At 64.5% G+C, this 21,321-nt stretch carries 25 protein-coding genes; 10 read left to right on the top strand and 15 right to left on the bottom strand.

All coding sequences use genetic code 11. The features are described from left to right. Positions 1–104 precede the first annotated feature (104 nt). The 3 genes from ACN9MX_RS13765 (at position 105) to ACN9MX_RS13755 (ending at position 2,414) form a co-directional block, all read left to right on the top strand. Positions 105–974, top strand: coding sequence for an RcnB family protein (locus ACN9MX_RS13765; protein WP_426387515.1), 870 nt, complete (start codon positions 105–107; stop codon positions 972–974). Positions 975–1,088: 114 nt separating this feature from the next. Next, positions 1,089–1,766 (top strand): prolyl hydroxylase family protein, encoded by a 678-nt coding sequence (locus ACN9MX_RS13760; protein ID WP_363755601.1) that lies wholly within the window; start codon positions 1,089–1,091, stop codon positions 1,764–1,766. Positions 1,767–1,943: 177 nt separating this feature from the next. Beyond that, the gene (locus ACN9MX_RS13755) at positions 1,944–2,414 is read left to right on the top strand and encodes an RcnB family protein (RefSeq protein ID WP_363830741.1); all 471 of its coding nucleotides are present in this window, start codon (positions 1,944–1,946) and stop codon (positions 2,412–2,414) included. Between the two features lie 341 nt (positions 2,415–2,755). On the opposite strand, the gene ACN9MX_RS13750 is transcribed toward ACN9MX_RS13755, so the two are convergent. Further along, positions 2,756–4,348, bottom strand: coding sequence for a lysine--tRNA ligase (locus ACN9MX_RS13750; RefSeq protein WP_363738729.1), 1,593 nt, complete (start codon positions 4,346–4,348; stop codon positions 2,756–2,758). A 349-nt stretch (positions 4,349–4,697) separates the two neighbouring features. Here ACN9MX_RS13750 and ACN9MX_RS13745 point away from each other — a divergent pair, with 349 nt between their 5' ends. The 4 genes from ACN9MX_RS13745 to ACN9MX_RS13730 are packed head-to-tail and all read left to right on the top strand — an operon-like array spanning position 4,698 to position 8,942. Continuing rightward, positions 4,698–5,054: a PilZ domain-containing protein gene (locus ACN9MX_RS13745; RefSeq protein WP_363830738.1), complete on the top strand. Its 357-nt coding sequence runs from the start codon at positions 4,698–4,700 to the stop codon at positions 5,052–5,054. 52 nt (positions 5,055–5,106) lie between these two features. Next, positions 5,107–7,872: an ATP-dependent DNA helicase gene (locus tag ACN9MX_RS13740; protein WP_363830735.1), complete on the top strand. Its 2,766-nt coding sequence runs from the start codon at positions 5,107–5,109 to the stop codon at positions 7,870–7,872. Then, on the top strand, positions 7,869–8,411 hold the full coding sequence (locus ACN9MX_RS13735) for a SixA phosphatase family protein (protein WP_363830733.1): 543 nt from the start codon (positions 7,869–7,871) through the stop codon (positions 8,409–8,411). The genes ACN9MX_RS13740 and ACN9MX_RS13735 overlap by 4 nt, the downstream gene beginning before the upstream one ends. A 9-nt stretch (positions 8,412–8,420) precedes the next feature. Further along, a complete protein-coding gene (locus ACN9MX_RS13730; RefSeq protein ID WP_363830730.1) occupies positions 8,421–8,942 on the top strand; it encodes a GNAT family N-acetyltransferase in 522 nt (173 codons plus the stop codon). A gap of 17 nt (positions 8,943–8,959) precedes the next feature. Here ACN9MX_RS13730 and ACN9MX_RS13725 read toward each other — a convergent pair whose 3' ends face one another. From ACN9MX_RS13725 to rpmF, 5 genes are all read right to left on the bottom strand, one after another. Beyond that, positions 8,960–9,325 carry a MerR family transcriptional regulator gene (locus ACN9MX_RS13725; protein ID WP_363830841.1) on the bottom strand — a complete coding sequence of 122 codons (366 nt, stop codon included), beginning with the start codon at positions 9,323–9,325 and terminating at the stop codon, positions 8,960–8,962. 71 nt (positions 9,326–9,396) lie between these two features. Beyond that, positions 9,397–9,693 carry an integration host factor subunit alpha gene (ihfA, locus tag ACN9MX_RS13720; protein WP_007687990.1) on the bottom strand — a complete coding sequence of 99 codons (297 nt, stop codon included), beginning with the start codon at positions 9,691–9,693 and terminating at the stop codon, positions 9,397–9,399. A 304-nt stretch (positions 9,694–9,997) separates the two neighbouring features. After that, positions 9,998–10,966 carry a beta-ketoacyl-ACP synthase III gene (locus ACN9MX_RS13715; RefSeq protein WP_363830724.1) on the bottom strand — a complete coding sequence of 323 codons (969 nt, stop codon included), beginning with the start codon at positions 10,964–10,966 and terminating at the stop codon, positions 9,998–10,000. Continuing rightward, positions 10,963–11,988 carry a phosphate acyltransferase PlsX gene (gene plsX / locus ACN9MX_RS13710; RefSeq protein WP_363738961.1) on the bottom strand — a complete coding sequence of 342 codons (1,026 nt, stop codon included), beginning with the start codon at positions 11,986–11,988 and terminating at the stop codon, positions 10,963–10,965. Before plsX ends, ACN9MX_RS13715 begins: the two co-directional genes overlap by 4 nt. A 68-nt stretch (positions 11,989–12,056) precedes the next feature. Then, positions 12,057–12,236, bottom strand: coding sequence for a 50S ribosomal protein L32 (gene rpmF, locus ACN9MX_RS13705; protein ID WP_013848214.1), 180 nt, complete (start codon positions 12,234–12,236; stop codon positions 12,057–12,059). A 208-nt stretch (positions 12,237–12,444) separates the two neighbouring features. Here rpmF and ACN9MX_RS13700 point away from each other — a divergent pair, with 208 nt between their 5' ends. Then, complete coding sequence (locus ACN9MX_RS13700; RefSeq protein WP_363755597.1) at positions 12,445–12,876, top strand: MAPEG family protein; 432 nt, start codon at positions 12,445–12,447, stop codon at positions 12,874–12,876. A 3-nt stretch (positions 12,877–12,879) separates the two neighbouring features. On the opposite strand, the gene ACN9MX_RS13695 is transcribed toward ACN9MX_RS13700, so the two are convergent. The 5 genes from ACN9MX_RS13695 to ACN9MX_RS13675 form a co-directional block, all read right to left on the bottom strand. Beyond that, positions 12,880–13,536, bottom strand: coding sequence for an MBL fold metallo-hydrolase (locus ACN9MX_RS13695; protein WP_363738715.1), 657 nt, complete (start codon positions 13,534–13,536; stop codon positions 12,880–12,882). A 101-nt stretch (positions 13,537–13,637) separates the two neighbouring features. Continuing rightward, positions 13,638–14,063, bottom strand: coding sequence for an RrF2 family transcriptional regulator (locus tag ACN9MX_RS13690; protein WP_426387103.1), 426 nt, complete (start codon positions 14,061–14,063; stop codon positions 13,638–13,640). A 56-nt stretch (positions 14,064–14,119) separates the two neighbouring features. Beyond that, complete coding sequence (locus ACN9MX_RS13685; protein ID WP_363830723.1) at positions 14,120–15,184, bottom strand: glycerophosphodiester phosphodiesterase; 1,065 nt, start codon at positions 15,182–15,184, stop codon at positions 14,120–14,122. Continuing rightward, positions 15,181–15,537: an ArsC family reductase gene (locus ACN9MX_RS13680; protein ID WP_363830720.1), complete on the bottom strand. Its 357-nt coding sequence runs from the start codon at positions 15,535–15,537 to the stop codon at positions 15,181–15,183. Before ACN9MX_RS13680 ends, ACN9MX_RS13685 begins: the two co-directional genes overlap by 4 nt. Positions 15,538–15,554: 17 nt before the next feature. Continuing rightward, positions 15,555–15,935, bottom strand: coding sequence for a RidA family protein (locus tag ACN9MX_RS13675; RefSeq protein WP_133653550.1), 381 nt, complete (start codon positions 15,933–15,935; stop codon positions 15,555–15,557). Positions 15,936–16,070: 135 nt separating this feature from the next. Between ACN9MX_RS13675 and ACN9MX_RS13670 the strand changes: the two genes are divergently transcribed. Both ACN9MX_RS13670 and ACN9MX_RS13665 read left to right on the top strand, forming a co-directional pair. Beyond that, positions 16,071–16,376 (top strand): hypothetical protein, encoded by a 306-nt coding sequence (locus ACN9MX_RS13670; RefSeq protein WP_363830717.1) that lies wholly within the window; start codon positions 16,071–16,073, stop codon positions 16,374–16,376. Positions 16,377–16,520: 144 nt separating this feature from the next. Further along, positions 16,521–17,096 carry a thermonuclease family protein gene (locus tag ACN9MX_RS13665; RefSeq protein ID WP_363830714.1) on the top strand — a complete coding sequence of 192 codons (576 nt, stop codon included), beginning with the start codon at positions 16,521–16,523 and terminating at the stop codon, positions 17,094–17,096. 67 nt (positions 17,097–17,163) lie between these two features. Here the strand turns inward: ACN9MX_RS13665 and ACN9MX_RS13660 are convergent, their stop codons facing one another. The 4 genes from ACN9MX_RS13660 to ACN9MX_RS13645 form a co-directional block, all read right to left on the bottom strand. Next, positions 17,164–17,676: a glycine zipper 2TM domain-containing protein gene (locus ACN9MX_RS13660; RefSeq protein WP_363738704.1), complete on the bottom strand. Its 513-nt coding sequence runs from the start codon at positions 17,674–17,676 to the stop codon at positions 17,164–17,166. Between the two features lie 186 nt (positions 17,677–17,862). Continuing rightward, entirely contained in the window at positions 17,863–18,918 is a 1,056-nt protein-coding gene (locus ACN9MX_RS13655; RefSeq protein ID WP_363738702.1) for a ribonucleotide-diphosphate reductase subunit beta, read from the bottom strand. 18 nt (positions 18,919–18,936) lie between these two features. Next, positions 18,937–19,179 (bottom strand): hypothetical protein, encoded by a 243-nt coding sequence (locus ACN9MX_RS13650; protein WP_363830711.1) that lies wholly within the window; start codon positions 19,177–19,179, stop codon positions 18,937–18,939. Between the two features lie 45 nt (positions 19,180–19,224). Beyond that, positions 19,225–21,195, bottom strand: coding sequence for a ribonucleoside-diphosphate reductase subunit alpha (locus tag ACN9MX_RS13645; RefSeq protein WP_363738698.1), 1,971 nt, complete (start codon positions 21,193–21,195; stop codon positions 19,225–19,227). Between the last annotated feature and the right edge of the window lie 126 nt (positions 21,196–21,321).

The following is a 21,321-nucleotide window of genomic DNA, read 5'->3' as shown; positions in this document are numbered from 1 at the left end:
TGACAGTCAAGTTCAGCATCACGACATCGCCCCCCGTTTAAAAGCGGATTATGAGGGGCGAATGGCCCCGCAAGATGAAGGCGAACGGCATGTTGAGGAAAATGATGCTGGCGGGCTTGATGACCGCGACGGTTCTGGGCGGGATCGCCCCGGCCTATGCCCAACGGGGCGATGATGGCGGCTGGCGCGGCCGCGGCGGCGAACGGGCGGGACGCCCGGAAGGCGGCCGTGGCGGATCCGGCAATGGACAGGCGCAGCGCCAGTGGCAAGGTGGCGGCGAGATGCGGCAGCAGCGCTGGCAGCAACAGCAGGCGCCGGCCGCCCCGTCGCCGGCACCGGCCGCGCAGCCGCAATGGCGTGGCAACAATGCGCGGCCGAACGCGCAAGGGCCGGCCACGGTCACCCGCTGGAACCGCGACCAGCAGCGGTTCGAGACATCCCCGCGCGGCGACGACAGGAACGGCCGCGACTGGAACGACCGCGATCGGCGCAACGGGCAGGACGGTCGGCGGGATTGGGACCGGAATGATCGGGACCGGAATGATCGGGACCGGCGCGACGACCGGCGCTGGAACAATGGCGACCGGCGTTGGAACGGCGGCAACCCGGGCTGGAACAGCGGGGCGCGCTTTGACGACCGTACACGGTGGCAGGGGCAGAGGCGCTGGGACAATGGCTGGCGCAACAACCGCCGCTATGACTGGTACAGCTATCGCTCCCGCTATGGCGACCGTTACCGGATCGGCCGCTATTATGCGCCAAGCGGCTGGGGCTATGGCTATTCGCGCTTTTCGATCGGGATCTACCTGAACAGCCTGCTCTATTCGAACAGCTACTGGATCGACGATCCCTATTATTACCGCCTGCCGCCTGCCTACGGCTCGCTGCGCTGGGTCCGCTATTATGACGATGCGCTGCTGGTCGACATACGCGACGGCTATGTGGTCGACGTGATCCACGATTTCTTCTGGTAACGCCGGAAGACAGGCGCTCCTGAACTGGCCTTCAGGAAACACTGGGTCCGGAGCCGGGAGGTTCCGGGCCCTTTTCATTTGCGCCGAACGCCCGCACGGTGGCAGGAGAGCGGCATGAGCGAGATTGTTGACGATGGCGGGGTCGCCTCCGCAGCACGGGCGCGGATCGGAGAGATGGTGCGGGCGCGGCTGGACCGTAATCCGATGGTCAGCCGGATCGATACGCCAAGACTCGAAATCTATGGACGGCAGGAATTTCTGAGCGCGGAGGAATGCGACGGCCTGCGGGAACTGATCGATGCGGGCGCGCAGCCCTCCACCCTGTTTTCAGGCAGCGCCAATGCCGATTACCGCACCAGCGCAAGCTGCCATCTCAGCCCCTGGAGCCCGCTGGTCAGCGGGATCAGCGACCGGATCTGCGCGCTGATGGGCCTGGCCGGAGAGCATGGCGAAACCCTGCAGGGGCAGCGCTATCAGCCCGGACAGGAATATAAGGCGCATTGCGACTATTTCCCGGTGACCGCCAGTTACTGGCCGGCCATGATGAAATCCGGCGGGCAGCGCAGCTGGACGGCGATGATCTACCTGTCGCCGGTGGAGGCGGGCGGGGAAACGCATTTCCCCCATTGCGAATTCATGGTCCCGCCTGTCGAGGGCATGCTGCTGATGTGGAACAATATGGAGCGGGATGGATCGCCCAACCTCCTCAGCCTGCACGCCGCGCGTCCGGTGGAGCGGGGCGTCAAATATGTCGCCACCAAATGGTTTCGCGAGCGTCCCTGGAAGCCCTGAGTGCCACGGATGCTGATACAAAGTGCGACATAAATGACTGATTCCTGACCGTTTCATTCCCGACATGTTCAGGTGACCGGGTGCATATCTGTCTTCGTGGTCGGCGGAACCGGCGGGGCGCGGGAAAGTTACCCTCTCCCCACCGGACTTCAGCCACCAGGCAATGGGAGAAGACCTATGCGTAAATTCATTATCTTGGGCCTGATGGCCGTAACAGTGATGCCGGGCGCCGCCATGGCCCAGTCTCGCGCCGAGGTGCGCGACAGCGCCCGTGATCTGCGCCACGAACAGCGCGACCTGCGCGATGCCGAGCGCTATGGCAGCCGGCACGACGTGCGGGAAGAGCGGCGCGACGTGCGCGAGGCGCGGCAGGAATTGCGGGAGGATTGGCGCGATTACCGCCGTTCGCACCGTGACGTCTATCGCGGCGGCAACTGGCGCGCCCCGTTCCGCTACAACCGCTGGGAGGTCGGCGCGCGGCTTCGGCCGACCTATTACAGCTCGCGCTACTATATCGCCGATCCCTATCGCTATCGCCTGCCGCGCCCCGGCGTGAACCTGCGGTGGGTGAGGCATTATAACGACGTGCTGCTGGTCAATGTGCGGACCGGCCGGGTGATGGAAGTGCATCGCGGCTTCTTCTGGTAAGCAGCAGAGCGGTTTCCAGGCACGCGCAACTGGTCGCTGATCAGAAACCGCGGAAAGCAGGGAAGCTGGAGCGGCGATCTGGATCGATCAGATCGCCGCTCCAAAGCTCAATCCGAGCCTGCCCAATCCAAGCCTCAATGACGAAACGGCCCCCGACGAATGTCGAGAGGCCGTTTCCTTTGGCGCCAAGGCGCCGATGGTCCAGCCTGCACCCCTTGGCCGCGCCGCTCGTTTCCGGGCGGGCGCGGCCGATGGCACGCGCCAGGCGCGCCATCAGTCCGAAAGGGGGTGGACCATATGCCGAAACGCCCGGCGCCCCGTTATGTTCCGCCGTCCCCCGTTCAGGCGGCCAGTGCTTCCCCGATCAGCCGGCGGCTGTTTTCCACGCCGTAAAGCGCGATGAAGCTGCCCATGCGCGGCCCCTGGTCGGCACCCAGCAGTGTCTGGTATAGCGCCTTGAACCAGTCGCGCAGCTCGGCAAAGCCATAGGCTTCGTCCTTGCCGATAGCATAGACGATATTCTGGATATCCTCCGCCGTGGCGCCTTCGGGCAGGGCGGCGAGTTCCGCGTCCAGCTTGCGCAGGGCGGCGGCTTCGCTCTGGGTGGGCGCGCGGCGCTTGAGCGTCGGGGCGACGAAATCCCGGTGATAGGCCAGCGCGTGGCCGATCAGCGCGTCCAGCTCCGGATAGCTTTCGGCATTGGCATCCGCGACATAATTCTGGAGATAGCCCCAGACCTGTTCGCGGCTGGCGTCGCCCATCACGCCGACCAGGTTCAGCAGCAGGCCGAAGGTCACCGGCAGGCGTCCCTGCGGCAGCTTGCCATCATGGATATGGTGGACCGGATTGCCGAGCTGCTGCTCCACCGGCTGGCCCGGATAATTGCCGCGGAACTGCCAATATTCGTCGACCGCGCGGGGAATGACGCCCATGTGGAGCTGCTTCGCCTTCTTCGGCTCGCGATAGGCGTAGAAGGCCAGGCTCTCCTGCGGGCCATAGGTCAGCCATTGCTCGAGGCTGAGGCCGTTGCCCTTGGACTTGGAGATTTTCTCGCCCTTTTCGTCGAGGAACATCTCGTAATTGAAGCCTTCGGGCGGGCGGGCACCCAGGGCGCGGCAGATCTTCGAGCTTTGCGTGACGGAATCGATCAGATCCTTGCCCGCCATCTCATAATCGACGCCCAGTGCGACCCAGCGCATCGCCCAGTCGACCTTCCATTGCAGCTTGGCGGCGCCGGACAGGATCGACTGCTCGATCACCTCGCCCCCCGGAACAGAGTTGTCCTCGAAGCGGACCAAGCCCTTGTCGGCATCGATCACCTCGACCGGCACCTGAAGCACGATGCCGCTGCTGGGCGAGATCGGCAGGACCGGCGAATAGGTCGCCTGCCGTTCCTTGCGCAGCGTCGGCAGCATGATGTCCATGATATCCTGATAATGGCGCAGGACATTCTTCAGTGCGTCGTCAAAAACCCCGGACCTGTAGCGCTCCGTCGCGGAGACGAATTCATAGTCGAAGCCGAAGCGGTCGAGAAATTCCCGCAACATCGCATTGTTGTGATGCGCGAAGCTTTCATATTTCCCGAACGGATCGGGCACCTGCGTCAGCGGCTTGCCCAGATGCTGCGCCAGCATCGCCTGGTTGGGCACATTGTCCGGAACCTTGCGCAGGCCGTCCATATCGTCGCTGAACGCAATCAGGCGGGTCGGCACGTCCGACAGCGCATGAAAGGCGTTGCGCACCATGGTGGTGCGCAGCACTTCGTTGAACGTGCCGATATGCGGCAGGCCCGAGGGGCCATACCCCGTTTCGAACAGCACATGGCCTTTTTCAGGCGCGCCGTTCTGATAGCGCTTCAGGAGCTTGCGGGCTTCCTCATAGGGCCAGGCCTTGGACGCCTGCGCGGCGGTGCGGATGTTTTCGGACACGGTCATGATGCGTCCCCCTAAGCATTTTCGCGGCCGTTGGAAACATCTGACGAATCGGAAAACAACATGATGGAAAGCGGATCGGCAAAGCCGGCGTTAACGTCGATCAATGTCCAGACCGGATGCAAGGCAGCGGTTCCAGGTGCCGAAATGGAGATGAACGGCGCTTTTCGAGACCCGATGTTTAACTTTGATTAACCCTGATGACCTATATTTATCGGGAGCTTAGAGCTGGTGTGACCATGACGCGGTTGCGGAACGGCAAGGCTTGTCGGGTACTGGCCAGGTCGCGACAGACCGCCCGACCGATCCGCCTCATGGTCAGGCCAGCCCTTCACACAGCTCAGGAGGGACCATGCAGCCGCGCAGCCGTCAAAGAATAGCCGTCGATATACCCGTCGTCGTGACGACCGTGCTCGACAGCCTTGAAGGAACCATCGTCGACCTGAGCGAAGGCGGCGCCCAGATTGCGGGCTGCGGCTTGCCGGTGCGCAGCCAGTGCCAGATCGACTATGACGGCCATATCGTTTTCGCCACGGTGCAGTGGTCCGAAGAGGATCGCATGGGCATCCGCTTTCCCTATGAGCTGACGGACGGACCGCTATTCGACCGGCTGGAGATTGCACGGGCGGCGCAGCTTGCCCCGACGGCCTTTGCGCCGCGGTCGCCGGCACCGCGACCGGCGGGCGGTTTTGGCCGTCGCTTCAGCTGAATTCCGCGCTTTTCAGGTTTCCCTTTTGTTCCCGTTGTCCTAAGCGGGACGGGTGATCGATCCCGCCGCCCTGCCCGCCCTGCATGCCAGCCATGGCGGCATCTGGATCAGGGAGGGGGATCGGACCGCGGCCGTTCCCAAGGGCACGGCCATTGCGCGGACGGCCGAGACGCCGACGCTGCTGCTGAACGCGCCGCTGACCGGACAACGGCTGGGTTATCCCGATCTCAATGGCCTGGACCTGCTGGAACTATGGGCCTTCATCCATCCCGCGCGCTTTCTTGTGCCGACGCCCAAGGGGCTGGCGGAAGCGTTGAACCTGCCTCGTCCGGCCAGTGAATCGGATATTCCCGCATTGTTGCAGGCGGCGACCGGCGCGCTGCTGGCGATGCTGGAATCCCCTGCATGGATCGAGCGCGAGGGCGGCTGGACGGCGGCGCAATCGCTGCACCGGCTGCGCTGGCCCTGGGCGCCGCTGGTGGCGCCGCGCATTGCCCGGCCGAAGGAAGCGGAGCGCTGGCTCTTTTCCAAGCTGCCCGAATGGGAGGAAAACCCGCCCCGCCCCGCCCCGCGCACCATATCGCTGCAATCCGATGCAGTGGTGGCGCGGTTGCAGCAATTGACCGGCACTGGCGCCGAAGCGCGGCCGGGGCAACAGGCCTATGCCGCCGCAGCGGCGGAGGTGTTCCACCCCAGGGCGCATCGCGACCAGCCCAACATGCTGCTGGCGGAAGCCGGAACGGGGATCGGCAAGACGCTGGGCTATCTCGCCCCTGCATCGCTCTGGGCCGGGGAAGCACAGGGCACGGTGTGGATTTCGACCTATACCAAGGCTTTGCAGCGGCAACTGGACCGGGAAAGCCTGCGCCTGTTCCCCGATCCCGCCGTGGCGGCGAAGCGGGTGGTGGTGCGCAAGGGGCGGGAAAATTATCTTTGCCTGCTGAACCTGGAGGATGCGCTGCAGGGCGGCTTTGCGGGGCGAGCGGCGATATTGGCGCATCTGGTCGCGCGCTGGGCGGCGTTCACCAAGGATGGCGACATGATCGGCGGCGACCTGCCGGGATGGTTGCCGACGCTGTTCCGGCGCAACGGATCGACGGCGCTGACCGACCGGCGCGGCGAGTGCATCTATGCGGGCTGCCCCCATTATCGGAAATGCTTCATCGAGCGATCGACGCGGGCATCGGCGGATGCCGACATCGTGATCGCCAATCATGCGCTGGTGATGATCAATGCGGCGCGAGGGCGCGAGACCGGACAGGCGCCGCAGCGCATCGTGTTCGACGAGGGCCATCATCTGTTCGATGCGGCTGATTCGACCTTCTCCGTCGCGCTTTCCGGGCAGGAGGCGATCGAACTGCGCCGCTGGGTCATGGGGCCGGAGGGTAATTCGCGCGGGCGGCGGCGCGGACTGGCGGCGCGCCTGTCCGACCTTGCCAGCTATGACGAACAGGGCGGCGAGGCGATCAGGGCGGCGGCGGACGCGGCACGGGCGCTCCCGGCCGATGAATGGCTGAAGCGGGTCGTCGCCGGGGAACCCTTCGGGCCGGTCGAGGCGCTGCTCGCTGCGGTGCGCGGCACTGTCTATGCGCGGGCGGCCGACGGCGGCGAGGCGGATGCCGGCTATGGGCTGGAGACGGAACTGGCCGAACCGGACGGGACGCTGGTCGAGGCAGCACAGGAGGCGGCTCAGGCGCTCGACAGTCTGCTGCGCCCCCTGACCCATCTGGGCAAGCGGATGGAGGCGGTGATCGAGGAAGCGCCCGACTGGCTGGACGGCGCGGCGCGGGCGCGGGTCGAGGGGGCGATCGCCTCGCTTGGCTGGCGGCGCGATCTGGTGACGGCCTGGCTGGCGCTGCTGGCGCGGATCGGTGGACCGGCGGACGCGGATTATGTCGACTGGCTGGCCGTGGAGCGGATCGAGGGGCGAGAATATGACATCGGCATCCATCGCCACTGGCTGGACCCGACCCGCCCGCTGGCGCAGGCGGTGCTGAAGCCGGCGCAAGGCGTGCTGATCACCTCCGCCACGCTGAAGGGCGGCGGCGACTGGGACAATGCGATGAGCCGGAGCGGCGCCAACCACCTGCCGCGGGGGGCCGGGCGGTTCGAGGCGAACAGCCCCTTCGATTATCCGGGCCGGTCGGAAGTGCTGATCGTCACCGATATCAAGCGCGGCGACATTGCGGCGCTGTCCGGCGCCTATGCCCGGCTGATCGAGGCGGCGGGCGGCGGAACGCTTGGCCTGTTCACCGCGATCCGGCGGCTGCGCGCCGTGCATGCGCGGATCGCAGACCGGCTGGCGCGGGCGGGGTTGCCGCTTTACGCGCAGCATGTGGACCCGATGGATACGGGCACGCTGATCGACATTTTCCGCGACGATCCCCGCGCCTCCCTGCTTGGTACCGACGCGCTGCGCGACGGCGTGGATGTGCCCGGCCATTCGCTGCGGCTGGTGGTGATGGAGGGGGTGCCCTGGTCCAAGCCGACCGTCCTGCATGCCGCGCGCAAGCTGGCGGCCAGCAATCAGGGCGGCGGCGGCAGCGCCTATGACGATCGGCTGATCCGGGCGCGAATGGCGCAGGCCTTCGGCCGGCTGATCCGGCGGGCGGAGGACCGGGGAAGCTTCGTCATCCTGTCCGCGGCCATGCCCAGCCGATTGTTGAGCGCCTTCCCCCCCGGCACGCCGATCCGCCGCCTGACGCTGGACGAGGCCATCATATCCGTCAGCGGCCAATCCCGCGCTGGTCTTAACGGGAATGCAACGCTAGGGCTTCAGGGACTCGACGCCGGCACCCACGACCTGGAGCAAAAATGAAGCGGTTGATCCTGTTCCGTCACGCCAAGTCCGATTGGGACGATCCGGTTGCGCGGGATTTCGACCGTCCGCTGAACAGCCGGGGGGAAAAGGCGGCCCTGGTGATGGGCGAATTCGCCAGGGCGCAGAATATCCGTTTCGACATGGTGGTCGCTTCCCCGGCGGTGCGGGTGGTGGAAACGCTCAATGTCTTCTTCACCGGCTATGGCGAGGTGATCGATCCGCATTGGGACCGGCGCATCTATCTTGCCTCCACCCCCACCCTGTTCGACGTGATCCGCGACCTGCCGGACGATGTCGACAGCGTGCTGATGTCGGGGCATAATCCGGGGCTGGAGGAACTGGTCCTCGACCTTGTCCCCGATGATGGTGCCAGCCCGCTGCGCGAGGATGTGGAGGTGAAGTTCCCGACCGCCTCCATCGCCGTCATGGACCTGCCCATCACGCATTGGAGCGAGGCAAAGCCCAACATCGCCACCCTGGCCCGCTTCACGCGGCCGCGCGACCTGGACCCGGCACTGGGGCCGGGGTCGCGCTGAGTAGCGCCGATGACGCCGATCCACTGGCGACGGGCGGAGCCGCGCGATGCCGCGGCACTGTCGCTGCTGGGCGGCGCAACCTTCCTCGCCAGCTTTGCCTATGATCATCCGGGCGACGCCCTGATTGCCCATGTCCGGACCGCCCATGGGGAGGATTTCTATGCCGCGGCGCTGGCCGATGTGGACCAGGTGGTGCTGATTGGGGAAACCCCGCTGGGCGCGCCGGTGGGCTATGCGCTGCTGGCGCCGCCCAGGCTGCCGGTCGAAACGCGGCAGGACGATCTCGAACTCAAGCGCATCTATCTCCTCTCCGGCTGGCAGGGCGGCGGCAATGGCGATGCTCTTCTGGCACGGGTGATGGAGGAAGCGCGGCAACGCGGCGCAAGGCGCATGTTGCTCGCGGTCTATACCGACAATGCGCGGGCGCAGCGCTTCTATGCCCGGCATGGATTCGTGGAGATAGGCGAGACCGTCTTCATGGTCGGCAACGTGCCGTTTCGCGACCTGATCTACGCAGCGCCGGTGGTCTGATCGCCACCGGCATAGAGCTATTCGCCTATCGCCCTGGCCAGCGTTGCGCGGATGGCCTCCAGCCGGGGAAGCAGATCGGCGCCCCGGGTCGATTCGGCATGGCCTGCCCGGGGCGGCGCGGATGATGTCCGCACCGGATCGCCGCCGCCTTCGCCCAGCGCCTTTTGCGCGCCCTTCACGGTGAAGCCCTCGACATTCAGCAGATGGTTGATGCGCCGCACCAAGGCCACGTCGGCGGGCCGGTAATAGCGGCGATTGCCCGATCGCTGGAGCGGGCGCAACTGAGTGAAGCGGGTTTCCCAATAGCGCAATATATGCTGCGGCAGATCAAGTTCGCTTGCCAGCTCGCTGATCGTCAGAAATGCGCCCTCTGCCTTTTCCATGGTCATGATGTTGCACCCTTAGCGGCGCAAAGGTCAACCTTCGGGAAAATAGCCGTTTTGGCGGGCCGTTTTCAGGCCGAGGCGACGCGGTCCCGCATCGTCTGGCTGGCGCGGAAGGTCAGCACCCGGCGCGGTTCGATCGGCACTTCGACACCCGTCTTCGGGTTGCGGCCCATGCGTTGCGTCTTGTCGCGCAGGACAAAGGTGCCGAAGCTGGAAATCTTCACATTTTCCCCGCGTTCCAGCGCGGCGGACATATGCTCCAAAATGGATTCGATCAGGGTTGCCGCTTCTGCCCGCGAAAGGCCAATATGACGGTTCACGCTCTCCGCGAGATCCGCGCGCGTCAGAGTTCCGTTACCGCTCATCCTATGTCCCCACCATGACACCCGTCGAGCCTAAACGCGGGTGATCACTCGATAATGTGCGCGATTCCTAATGATTCGGCAAGATGATCGATCGCCGAAATCCTTAAAAAACCGTGAAAAATCGACATGGTAACGGTCCCAAAAGGGAGCTTGGCGGAATGGGGGACGCAGATGCGGTCCATCGGGGGCAGAATCAGGCATGTGGCGGTCGTTGCGGGAGTGATCGGCAGGTGGATCGGGACAAAGGAACGAAGCTTTTCCACCCCCTTATCCGCGACATGGCAACGCGGTGCCCGGCGGCCCTTTACACCCGCAGGACGCAGGCGCCCCAGGTGAAGCCGCCGCCCATCGCCTCCAGCACCAGCAGCTGGCCGGGCTGGATGCGGCCATCGCGCATGGCAAGGTCCAGCGCCAGGGGTACCGACGCGGCGGAGGTGTTCGCATGGCGGTCGACCGTCATCACCACCCTTTCCGGCGAGAGCTTCAGCTTGCGCGCAGTCGCGTCAAGGATGCGGGCATTGGCCTGATGCGGCACCAGCCAGTCGATCTCCGACGTTGCAAGGCCAGCGGCCTCCATCACTTCGGTCAGGACAGAGGCGAGATTGGTGACGGCGTGGCGGAACACCTCCTGCCCCTTCATCCGCAGCTTGCCGACGGTCTGCGTCGTCGAGGGGCCGCCATCGACATAGAGAAGCTGGTTGTGCCGGCCGTCGGCATGGAGTTTCGAGGCTAGGATGCCGCGCTTGCCTTCGGCGCTTTCCTCCGCGCCCAGCACCACCGCCCCCGCTCCGTCGCCGAAGAGCACGCAAGTTGTGCGATCTTCCCAGTCCAGGATGCGACTGAAGGTTTCCGAGCCGATGACGATCGCGTTCCGGGCCGCGCCCGACCGGATCATGCTGTCCGCGACGGTGATGGCATAGAGGAAGCCGGAGCAGACCGCCGCCACGTCGAAGGCGACGCAGTCATCGATGCCGAGCGCCGCCTGCACGATGGTGGCCGTAGCCGGGAAGGTCTGATCGGGCGTGGCCGTCGCCAGGATGATGAGATCGATGTCCTGCGCCGACAGGCGGGCAGCCTCCAGCGCCGCCTTCGCCGCATCGGTGGCAAGGCTGGCGGTGGTTTCGCCCTCTCCCGCGATGTAGCGCGTGCGGATGCCGGTGCGCTCCACGATCCATTCGTCGCTCGTGTCCACGGTCCTGGCCAGTTCGGTATTGCTGACGGAGCGGACCGGCAGGGCGGAACCCGTGCCCAGGAGAACGGATCGGCGGATCACTTTGCGGGCAGCTCCATCCTGGATGCGGGGGCAGTCAACCCCTCGATCCCGTGCATGTCGGCGGCGATGCGCCGGGTGATGTCTTCCTCCAGCAGTCGGGCGGCGACATGGACGGCATTGGCGACGCCCTTGTCATTGGCGCTGCCATGGCTTTTCACGACCACGCCATTGAGACCGAGGAAAACCGCGCCATTATGGTTGTTCGGGTCGAGATGATGGCGCAGCAGGTGCATTGCGGGCTTGGATATCAGGAAGCCGAGCTTCGAGCGAATCGAACTGGTGAAGGCCGTGCGCAGCAGGTCGGTGACGAAACGGGCGGTGCCCTCCGCCGTCTTGAGCGCCACATTGCCGGAAAAGCCGTCCGACACGATGACGTCGACATCGCCCCGGCCGATCTTGTCGCCTTCGGTGAAGCCCTCGAATGACAGCGGCAGGCTGGTCGCGGCGCGCAGGATCGCGGCGGCGTCGCGGATCTCCTCCGTGCCCTTCATCTCTTCCGTGCCGATGTTCATCAGGCGAACGCGAGGACGCTCAAGGTCGAGGGCTATGCGGGCGTAGGCGGCGCCCATCACCGCGAACTGGACGAGATTGCGGGCGTCGCATTCGGTGTTGGCGCCCAGGTCCAGCATGACCACGTCATTGTCGCCCAGCGTCGGCAGCATGGCGGCCAGCGCAGGCCGGTCCACGCCCTTCATGGTACGGAGCGCCAGCTTCGCCATCGCCATCAGCGCGCCGGTATTGCCCGAAGAGACGGCCGCGCCGCAGGTTCCCGCCTTCACCGCCGCGATCGCCATGCTCATGGAGCTGGTCTTCTTGCGGATGGCGACGCTGGGCTTGTCCCCTGCATCCACGACATCAGGCGCGTGGACGATTTCCGACGCGGCGCGCAGATTGGGATGACTGTCAAGCGCGGACTTGATCCGCACCTCGTCTCCGAAAAGGGTGAAGCGCAGCCCTTCGTGACGGCGACGGGCGAGCGCCACGCCCGCCATCATCACGCGCACGCCTTCATCCCCGCCCATCGCGTCTATTGCGATTCGCGGTTGGCTGGACAAGTTAACGCACCCTTTTCAGGAGAAATGCTTGAGCGTCAGGCCCCGACCGCGACAACTTCACGGCCGTTATAATGGCCGCAGGCGTCGCAGAGATTGTGCGGGCGCTTGAGTTCGCCGCAGTTCGAGCATTCCTGATAGGCCTCGACGCGCAGCGAGTCATGGCTGCGGCGCATGCCGCGGCGGGACGGGGACGTTTTCCTCTTGGGGACAGCCATGTCGGCACCTTATTCCATAAATTGATCTGTTAGTGCGACTGGCCGTATCCGATGGATGTCGACGCCAACGGCGCCGCAGACCCATGCGGCCCGGATGATCGCGAAGCCCTGCGCCTATAGCGTTTTTTGGCCCATGCGCAAGTCCTTCTTGCCCCGGCGGGCCGCCGCCCTATTCTTGCGGGCGTCTCGACAAAAGGGGGTAAATCCGATGTTGCTGCCGATAACGCTGACGCTGGCCGCGGCCTGCGCGCTGCTCAACATGTGGCTGGGCGTGCGCTGCGCGCGAATCCGGATTTCCGACCGGGTGATGCATGGCGACGGCGGCAGTGCGCTGCTGGCCAAGCGGATGCGGGCGCATGCCAATTTCATCGAATATGTGCCGGTGACACTGATCCTCTTCGGCCTGGTGGAACTGGCGGTCGGGGCGTCGATCTGGCTTTGGATCGCGGCGCTGGTGCTGGTGCTGGCGCGAATCGCCCATGGATTTGGGATGGATGCGGACAAGCCCACCGTCTGGCGTGCGGGCGGGGCGCTGCTGACCTGGGCGGTGATGGTCGGCATGGCGGTGACGGCACTCTATGTCGCCTATGGCGCGACCCGCGCAATGCCGGCGCCGCCCGCCATGGCGATGATCCGGTAGGGATCAGGCCAGCACGGCATCCCCGACAAAGGGGTTGGTGCGCCGTTCATGGGCGAAGTTGCTCATCGGCCCATGTCCGGGGACGAAAGCCGTGTCGTTGCCCAGCGGCCATAGCTTGCCCGTGATCGCGTCGATCAGATCCTGATGATTGCCCATCGGAAAGTCCGTGCGGCCGATAGAACCCTGGAACAGCACGTCGCCGACGATGGCGAGCTTACTGGGGGCGTGGTGGAAGACGACGTGCCCCGGCGTATGGCCGGGACAGTGATAGACGTCGAGCGTGAGATTGCCGACCGTGACGCGGTCGCCATCCTTCAGCCAGCGATCAGGTTCGAAACTCTCGCCATTGATGCCATATTTGCGACCGTCCTCATCGAGCCGGTCGATCCAGAAACGGTCGGCCTCATGCGGACCTTCGATCGGCACGCCCAGGTCGCGAGCCAGCATGCCCGCCTGACCGCAATGGTCGATATGGCCATGGGTGACGAGGATCTTCTCTATGGTGACACCTTGCTGCTCGGCCGCCCTCTTGAGCACCGGCAGGTCGCCGCCAGGATCGACGAAGGCGCCGCGATTGGTCGCCGTGCACCAAAACAGCGTGCAATTCTGCTGGAGCGGAGTGACCGGGATCAGGGTGGCTTTGAGGGGTGGAGTCGTCATGGCGTTGATGTGGCGAAGCTGCGCGTCCGGCGCAAGGCTTTGGGCAGGAGCCCGGCATTCGCATCCGGCGGGAGGAACGGAAATGGCTCGGATCGAGCCTCTTACCCCATTTCCTCCGTCGCGAAGGGTTCGGCCAGGCTGATGCTGTCCAGCACCTTGGCGGTCTCGTCGCGTACGCGAAGCATCACGCGGTGCAGGGGGCATTCCGATTCGGGCAGGCAGTTGGTGCAGGTTTCATGCGCGAAGCGGCTGGCGCAGGGCGTGAGCGCGAGCGACCCGCGCGTCAGCCGGACGATGTCGCCATAGCTGATGTCGACCGGGGCCAGCGCCAGCCAGTAGCCGCCATCGCGCCCCCGCTGCGTGGCGACCAACCCTTCGCGCGACAGTTCCGACAGGATCACGGTCAGGAATTTGGAGGGGATATTCTGGCGTGTGGCAATCTCACCCAAGGGCACCGGACCCTGGCGATAGCGGTCTGCGAGATGTTGGAGAGCGCGGATAGCGTAACGGGTCTTCTGCGAAAGCATAAGGCTGTTATTCGCTTCCGCCGCAGGTTTGACAAGTCATCAGCGAGAATGAACCATCAGAGCGCGGGCTTCAGCGCCTCGCGCGCCTGCCTGGGAAAATCGCTGAACATGCCGTCGACGCCCGTGCCGGCGACTGCCCTTGCATAGCCGGCAAAATCGCCCCGGCCCTGCGGATCGTCGGGACGCTGGAAGGCCGTGGGCAGGAAGCTGTTTTCCATGCGCAGCGTCCACACATGGACCTGCAGCCCGACCTGATGGGCGCGATCGACAAGGCCGGTCGGCCCCTCCGGCGCCAGCACCATGGCTGTCGGCGGGCCGATGCCGTCGGCATAGTCGGCGATCTGCTCCAGCCCCCTGGTCGTCATCATGTCGGCATAGGTCGTGCCCGGCGCATCGGCCGGACCGCCCTCCCCATCCACGAGCTGGATCAGGCGCAGGCGGGTCACTGCGCGCAGGGCCTTGAGGTTCCCGACCTCGAAGGACTGGATGAAGACCGGATCGGCCTCCGTCTGATAGCCATATTGGCTGAGCAGAGCGAGCAAGGGCGCCTGATGGGGCAGGCCGATGCCGGCGAAATAGCTCGGATGCTTGGTTTCGGGATAGACGCCGATGCGGCGGCCGGTCTCCGCCTCCTTGGCTCGCACCAGCTTCAATATCTCCTCGAAGGTCGGTATCGGATAGAGGTCATTGAAGCGGCTGTTGGCGGGACGGAGCGCGGCCAGGCGCTCGCGAGCGCGCAGCGTGCGCAATTCCGCCAGCGTGAAATCCTCGGTGAACCAGCCGGTCACCTGTTGCCCGTCGATCGTCCTGGTGGCCTTGCGGGCGGCGAATTCCGGATGGTCCGCGACGTCGGTCGTGCCGCCTATCTCATTTTCATGCCGGGCGACGAGGACGCCATCCCGCGTCAGCACCAGGTCCGGCTCGATATAGTCGGCGCCCTGATCGATCGCGCGCTCATAGGCGGCGAGCGTATGTTCGGGCCGCTCGCCGCTGGCGCCGCGATGGGCGATGATGAGGGGTTCTGCCCCGGTCTCTGCCATCACAGGCGCCGCCATCAACAGGGTGAGGAGGAGGATGGCGGTCCGATGGATGACCGGCCGCAGCATCCTCCCCAGGATCATGCCTTCACGCCCTCCAGCGCATCCTCATAGGTGGTCGCCTTGAAGCCGACGATGGTGCGGTCGCCCAGGTCCAGGATCGGTCGCTTGATCATCGAGGGGTTGCTCATCATCAGCAGCACCGCCTTTTCCGCGTCGATATGCGCCTTGTCACCCGCATCCAGCGCCTTGAAGGTGGTGCCGGAACGGTTGAGGATGGTTTCCCATCCATGCTCCATCACCCATTCCTCCAGCTTTGTCTTGTCGACGCCCGACACCTTGTAGTCGTGGAAGCCGTAGGCCTTGCCGCTATTGTCGAGGAAATTGCGCGCCTTCTTGATCGTGTCGCAATTCTTGATGCCGTACATGGTCAGCATGGCCATTATCCCCCAAATTACCCGCGATATGCGGTGACTTCGATCTCGATCTTCATCTCCGGCTTGATGAGGCCGGTGACGATGCAGCTCGCGGCGGGGCGGAGGTCGCCGAAGACCGGCGCGGTCGCCTCCCCCAGCACGTCCCAATAGGCCGGGTCCGTGATGTAATAGGTGACGCGTACCACGTCCGCGAAGGAAAAGCCCGCTTCCTCCAGCGCCCGGCCGATGACCTTCAGCGCGTTCCGGCCCTGGTCGACGACGGATTCGGGCATGGCCCTGGTTTCGGGATCGGTGCCGGTAGTGCCGGCGACGAAGCACCAGTCGCCCTGTACGACGGCGCGCGAATAGCCGACCTGCGCCTCGAAAGGCGAGCCGGAGGAAATGAGCTGGCGGGGCATGGAAGTTCCTTGTGCAGAACGAGGCGAAAAGGATCGTGGCGGCTCTTGCCCCGTTCGCAGGATGCTGTCCAGCGCCTTTTGCCGGGCGGGAACGGGGCGGGCCGCCGGCCGTTGGAGCGGGGAAGGAGACAGAGCATGAACCGATCCGACAACAGCCCCTTCCCCGATACGGGCGAGGAGAATGGCGAACAGGACGAAGCGGGTTCGCAGGCGCAGGACGTGGCCGATGAGGCGCGGGCGCGATCGACGGATCTGGCCGAGGACAGCGAGCGCGGCGGCCGGCCCAATCCGGCCCAGATCCTGCCCGACGACACGCCCGATCTGGTCGAGAGGATGGAGGAGATGAACCAATCCGGCCGGATCGACAATGACGCCTTCGCCGGCGAACCGCAGATGGACGATGAGGAGGATATATTGGGGCCAACCGAAGACGAGGATTAGGGTTCGGTTCGGGATGCGGCATAGGCGGGGTCAGCAAGGGTCCTGCTGATCAGGCCAACGGTTTGCGCGAATGATCTTTGATCCCGGTCGGATCGGACGATTTTCGCACGAGACGGGAAGCGCGCTCCCCGTTATGGGCGCGTCATGGGTAAAAGGTCGGGGAAGGCGAGCGGGGAGCGAATCTGGCTGGCGGAGGCTGGCCGCGCTGGTCGAGGGCGCCTGCGACCCAGGAAGCGGGGATATCCGTCCATTGCCGTCCTGGTCGTCGGCGGGGTGCTGGTCGGCGCGGCGCTGGGCTGGTTCGGGCCGGATCTGCTGCAACGCGTCCAGCAGCATTGGCATGAACCCGCCTCGCCTGCCTCAAGGGACAGCCTGTCGGCGCAATTCGGTTTCTGCCATGTCGGCGGCGGCGTCAATTGCGTTGTCGATGGGGACACCTTCTGGTTCCATGGCGAAAAGGTGCGGGTCATGGACATCGATGCGCCGGAAACGCACGGGCCGCGCTGTGCCGAGGAAGCCGCGCTAGGTGTGCGGGCAACGCAGAGACTGCAACAGTTGATGAATGCCGGCCCTTTTTCTCTGGAGAGTGGAGACCGGGAGACCGACCGCTATGGGCGCGCATTGCGGGTAGTGACGCGGGGCGGTCAATCGATCGGCGAGGTGCTGGTGGCCGAAGGGCTGGCGCGCGAATGGGACGGTGCGCGGCATCCATGGTGTTGAGGGCCTGATGTTGACGGCCTGATTTCGGGCGGTTCGTTGAGGGAGGGCCTTCGCCCTCCCCCGCGGTTTAGCGGCAGTTCAGATTGCCGCGATCGACTTCCCGACCCAGCAGCGCGCCAGCGCCTGCACCGATCAGGATGCCTGCCGTGTTCGAACGGCCGCGGTCGAGCTGACCACCAAGCAGGCCGCCCAGCGCCGCGCCGACGATCAGGCCGGTGGTGCCGTCCGAACGGCGGCAATAATAGCGGTCGTCATAGCCGCGATAGATGCGGGTGGAACGGGTCACGCGGATCGGCTCATAGCCGTCGCGATAATAGCGATCGGGCCGATAATAGCGGCCATAGCGCGGGTCCGGCCGGTTCCAGTCATAGCTGTAGATCACGCCGCCAGGACGGCGCCAGCCTTCGTGACGGCCATTGTCGTGACGCCCTCCATGCTTCCAGTCGTCGCGGCCATGACCGCGCTCCCCACCGCGACCATGCCCCGCCCATGGCGGCGGATCAGCGGCTGCCGGAGCAGCGCTCAAGGTTACCGCGCCAAGCGACAGGGCGGCGAAAGCGGCTTTCAGGTTGAATCTCATCTCTGGTTCCCACGGTCCAATTATCGATGGGAGCACAACAAACCAAGGCGGATAAATGTTTCATGAACGGAACAAAACGCAGCGTTCATATAGGGGTCAGTTTGCCGGCCGGCGGCTGTCAGGAAAGCATTTCCCTTGGTCGAAGGGCGACACCGCTGTCGCGGCGCCGCCTTTCCCGTTTCGCGATTACTCCGCCGCGATCCCCGCCGCCTTGAACATGTCCGGATCGCCCGCCTCGTCAGCATTGGCGGCGGTGCCGCCCTTGAGCTTGGTGCGGCGGTCGAAGGCATCCCATACGTCGTTCCACTGGCCGCGGGTCGCCGCCTTCGAATATTCCGTCGCGCGGGTTTCGAAGAAATTGGCATGCTCCACGCCGTTAAGCAGCGGAGTCAGCCAGGGGAGCGGGTGCTCGTCGATCATGTAGATGGGCTTGAGGCCCAGCTGCCCCAGCCGCCAATCCGCGATGTAGCGGACATATTTCTTGATGTCCTTGGGCGTCATGCCGGGGACCGGGCCCATTTCGAAGACCAGGTCGACGAAGGCGTCCTCGATGCGGACGGTCTTCTGGCACATGTCCATGATGTCGTCCTTGACCGACGCGGTCAGGCAGTCGCGTTCCTTCACGAAGGCATGGAAGAGGCGGACAATGCCCTCGCAATGCAGAGTCTCGTCCCGGACGGACCAGCTTACGATCTGGCCCATGCCCTTCATCTTGTTGAAGCGCGGGAAGTTCATCAGCATCGCGAAGGAGGCGAAGAGCTGGAGCCCCTCTGTAAAGCCGCCGAACATGGCCAGCGTCTTGGCGATATCCTCGTCCGTGTCGACGCCGAACTGCTGGAGATAGTCGTGTTTGTCCTTCATCTCCTTATACTGCATGAAGGCGCTATATTCGCTTTCGGGCATGCCGATGGTGTCGAGCAGGTGCGAATAGGCGGCGATGTGGACCGTTTCCATGTTGCTGAAGGCGGTCAGCATCATCTTGACTTCGGTCGGCTTGAAAACGCGGCCATATTTTTCGTGGTAACAGTCCTGCACCTCCACGTCGGCCTGGGTGAAGAAGCGGAAGATCTGCGTCAGCAGATTGCGCTCATGGTCGGAAAGCTTCTGCGCCCAATCACGGCAATCCTCGCCCAGCGGCACTTCCTCCGGCAGCCAGTGAAGCTGCTGCTGGCGCTTCCAGAACTCATAGGCCCAGGGATATTCGAAGGGCTTGTAGACCTTGCTGGCTTGAAGAAGAGGCATGGTGGTTACTCCGGGCGATCAGGTGAGCGCAGCGGCAAGGCCAATCAGCGCAATAATAAATCCAATTACGGTCAGAAGCCACGCATGAACGCGGTTCATGATCCGACCAAACGCGGTCAATGGAAGCGGCTCGGTTCCGGCCGCTTTGAGGATCGCAGCTTCAGCCAATGAAACGCTTTCATCAGGCTTCCGTCGCAAACTGGAAATGCCCAGGAGAAGCATTCCCATCCCTATGGCAGCCATGACGGCCAACTGCGTCACCACGATCCTCCTGCTCGGTCAAAGTACCACTTTGACCGAAAATCATCACTGGCAGGCGAGGCACTCGTCATAGTCGGTGGTCTCGCCAATTTCGAATTTCGGGGCGTCGATGGTGTTGTCGGCCTCCACGCCGCCTGCGAAGCCAGCGCGTTGGACCGACTTGGAGCGCAGATAATAAAGCGACTTGATGCCCAGTTCCCACGCCCGGTAGTGGAGCATGAGGAGGTCCCATTTTTCCACGTCCGCCGGGATGAACAGGTTCAGCGACTGGGCCTGGTCGATATAGGGCGTGCGGTCGGCAGCCAGTTCGAGCAGCCAGCGCTGGTCGATCTCGAAGCTGGTCTTGAACGTGTCCTTTTCTTCCTGGCTAAGGAAGTCGAGATGCTGGACGCTGCCGCCCTTTTCCAGGATCGAATTCCAGACGGCGGTCGAATCCTTCGCCTTTTCGACCAGCAGTTTTTCCAGATAGGGATTCTTGACCGAGAAGCTGCCGGACAGCGTCTTGTGCGTGTAGATGTTCGCCGGAATAGGCTCGATACAGGCGGACACGCCGCCGCAGATGATGCTGATCGACGCCGTGGGCGCGATCGCCATCTTGCAGCTGAACCGCTCCATCACGCCCATGTCGGCGGCGTCCGGGCACGGGCCGCGCTCGACCGCGAGCTGCATCGAGGCCTCGTTCACCTTCTCGTTGATATGCTTGAAGATGCGCAGGTTCCAGCTTTTCGCCATGGCGCCTTCAAAGGGAAGCCCCCGGGCCTGGAGGAAGGAGTGGAACCCCATCACCCCCAGGCCCACTGACCGTTCACGGCTCGCACTATATTTCGCCCGCGCCATTTCCGGCGGCGCGCGGTCAATATAGTCCTGCAGCACATTGTCGAGGAAGCGCATGACATCCTCGACAAAGCGCCCGTCGTCCTTCCACTCATCCCATGTTTCGAGATTGAGCGAGGAGAGACAGCAGACAGCCGTGCGGTCATTGCCGATATGGTCGCGACCCGTCGGCAAAGTGATTTCGGAACACAGGTTCGATGTCGACACCTTGAGGCCCAGATCGCGATGATGCTTGGGCATCGTGCGATTCACGGTGTCGTTGAAGACGATATAGGGTTCGCCGGTGGCGAGGCGGACCTCCACCAGTTTCTGGAACAGCGCGCGGGCGTTGACGCTGCCACGCACCGACTGGTCCTTCGGGCTGCGCAGGGCGAAATCCTTGCCGTCGCGCACCGCTTCCATGAACTCGTCGGTCAGGAGGACGCCGTGGTGCAGGTTCAGCGCCTTGCGGTTGAAGTCGCCGCTGGTCTTGCGGATTTCCAGGAACTCCTCGATCTCCGGATGGGAGATGTCGAGGTAGCAGGCGGCCGAACCGCGGCGCAGGCTGCCCTGGCTGATGGCGAGGGTGAGCGAGTCCATCACCCGGACGAAGGGAATGATGCCGCTGGTCTTGCCGTTGAGGCCGACCGGCTCGCCAATGCCGCGCACATTGCCCCAATAGGTACCGATGCCGCCGCCGCGCGAGGCGAGCCAGACATTTTCGTTCCAGGTGTTGACGATACCTTCCAGGCTGTCGTCGACGCTGTTCAGATAGCAACTGATGGGCAGGCCGCGGCCGGTGCCGCCGTTGGAGAGGACAGGCGTGGCGGGCATGAACCAGAGGCGCGAGATATAGTCGTAGACGCGCTGGGCATGGTCGGCATCGTCGGCATAGGCGGCCGCGACGCGGGCGAACAGATCCTGATAGGACTCGCCGGGCAGCAGATAGCGGTCCTGCAGCGTATCCTTGCCGAATTCAGTCAGCAGAGCGTCGCGGCCAGCATCGGTCACGACATGGAAACGCCGCTCCAGCACGGTGGACGAGCCGGGCGTGGGATCGGCCTTGGGCGCCGGCGCCTGATCCACCGGTGCCTGTTCCGAAGGAACTGGGGCCTTCTTCTTGTCCGCCACGGTTTCGACCACTTCGTCAATCACGGTTGCCACGTCGCCTGCACTCACCTGTTCGCTGTCTCGAAAATCCATGACCAACTCCCCCGAATGTTCCTGTTTCGTTCGATTCGGTCAAACCGGTGCCGGCCGGGCCGAACGAATGTAGCATTATCGACCCGGTCAGGCACGGAGATGGGGCCAGCAGAGCGGATCGCAAGG

It is taken from the genome of Sphingobium sp. R-21 (assembly GCF_049913335.1).
Lineage (GTDB): Bacteria > Pseudomonadota > Alphaproteobacteria > Sphingomonadales > Sphingomonadaceae > Sphingobium.
This window is presented reverse-complemented; position numbering and strand designations above follow the sequence as displayed.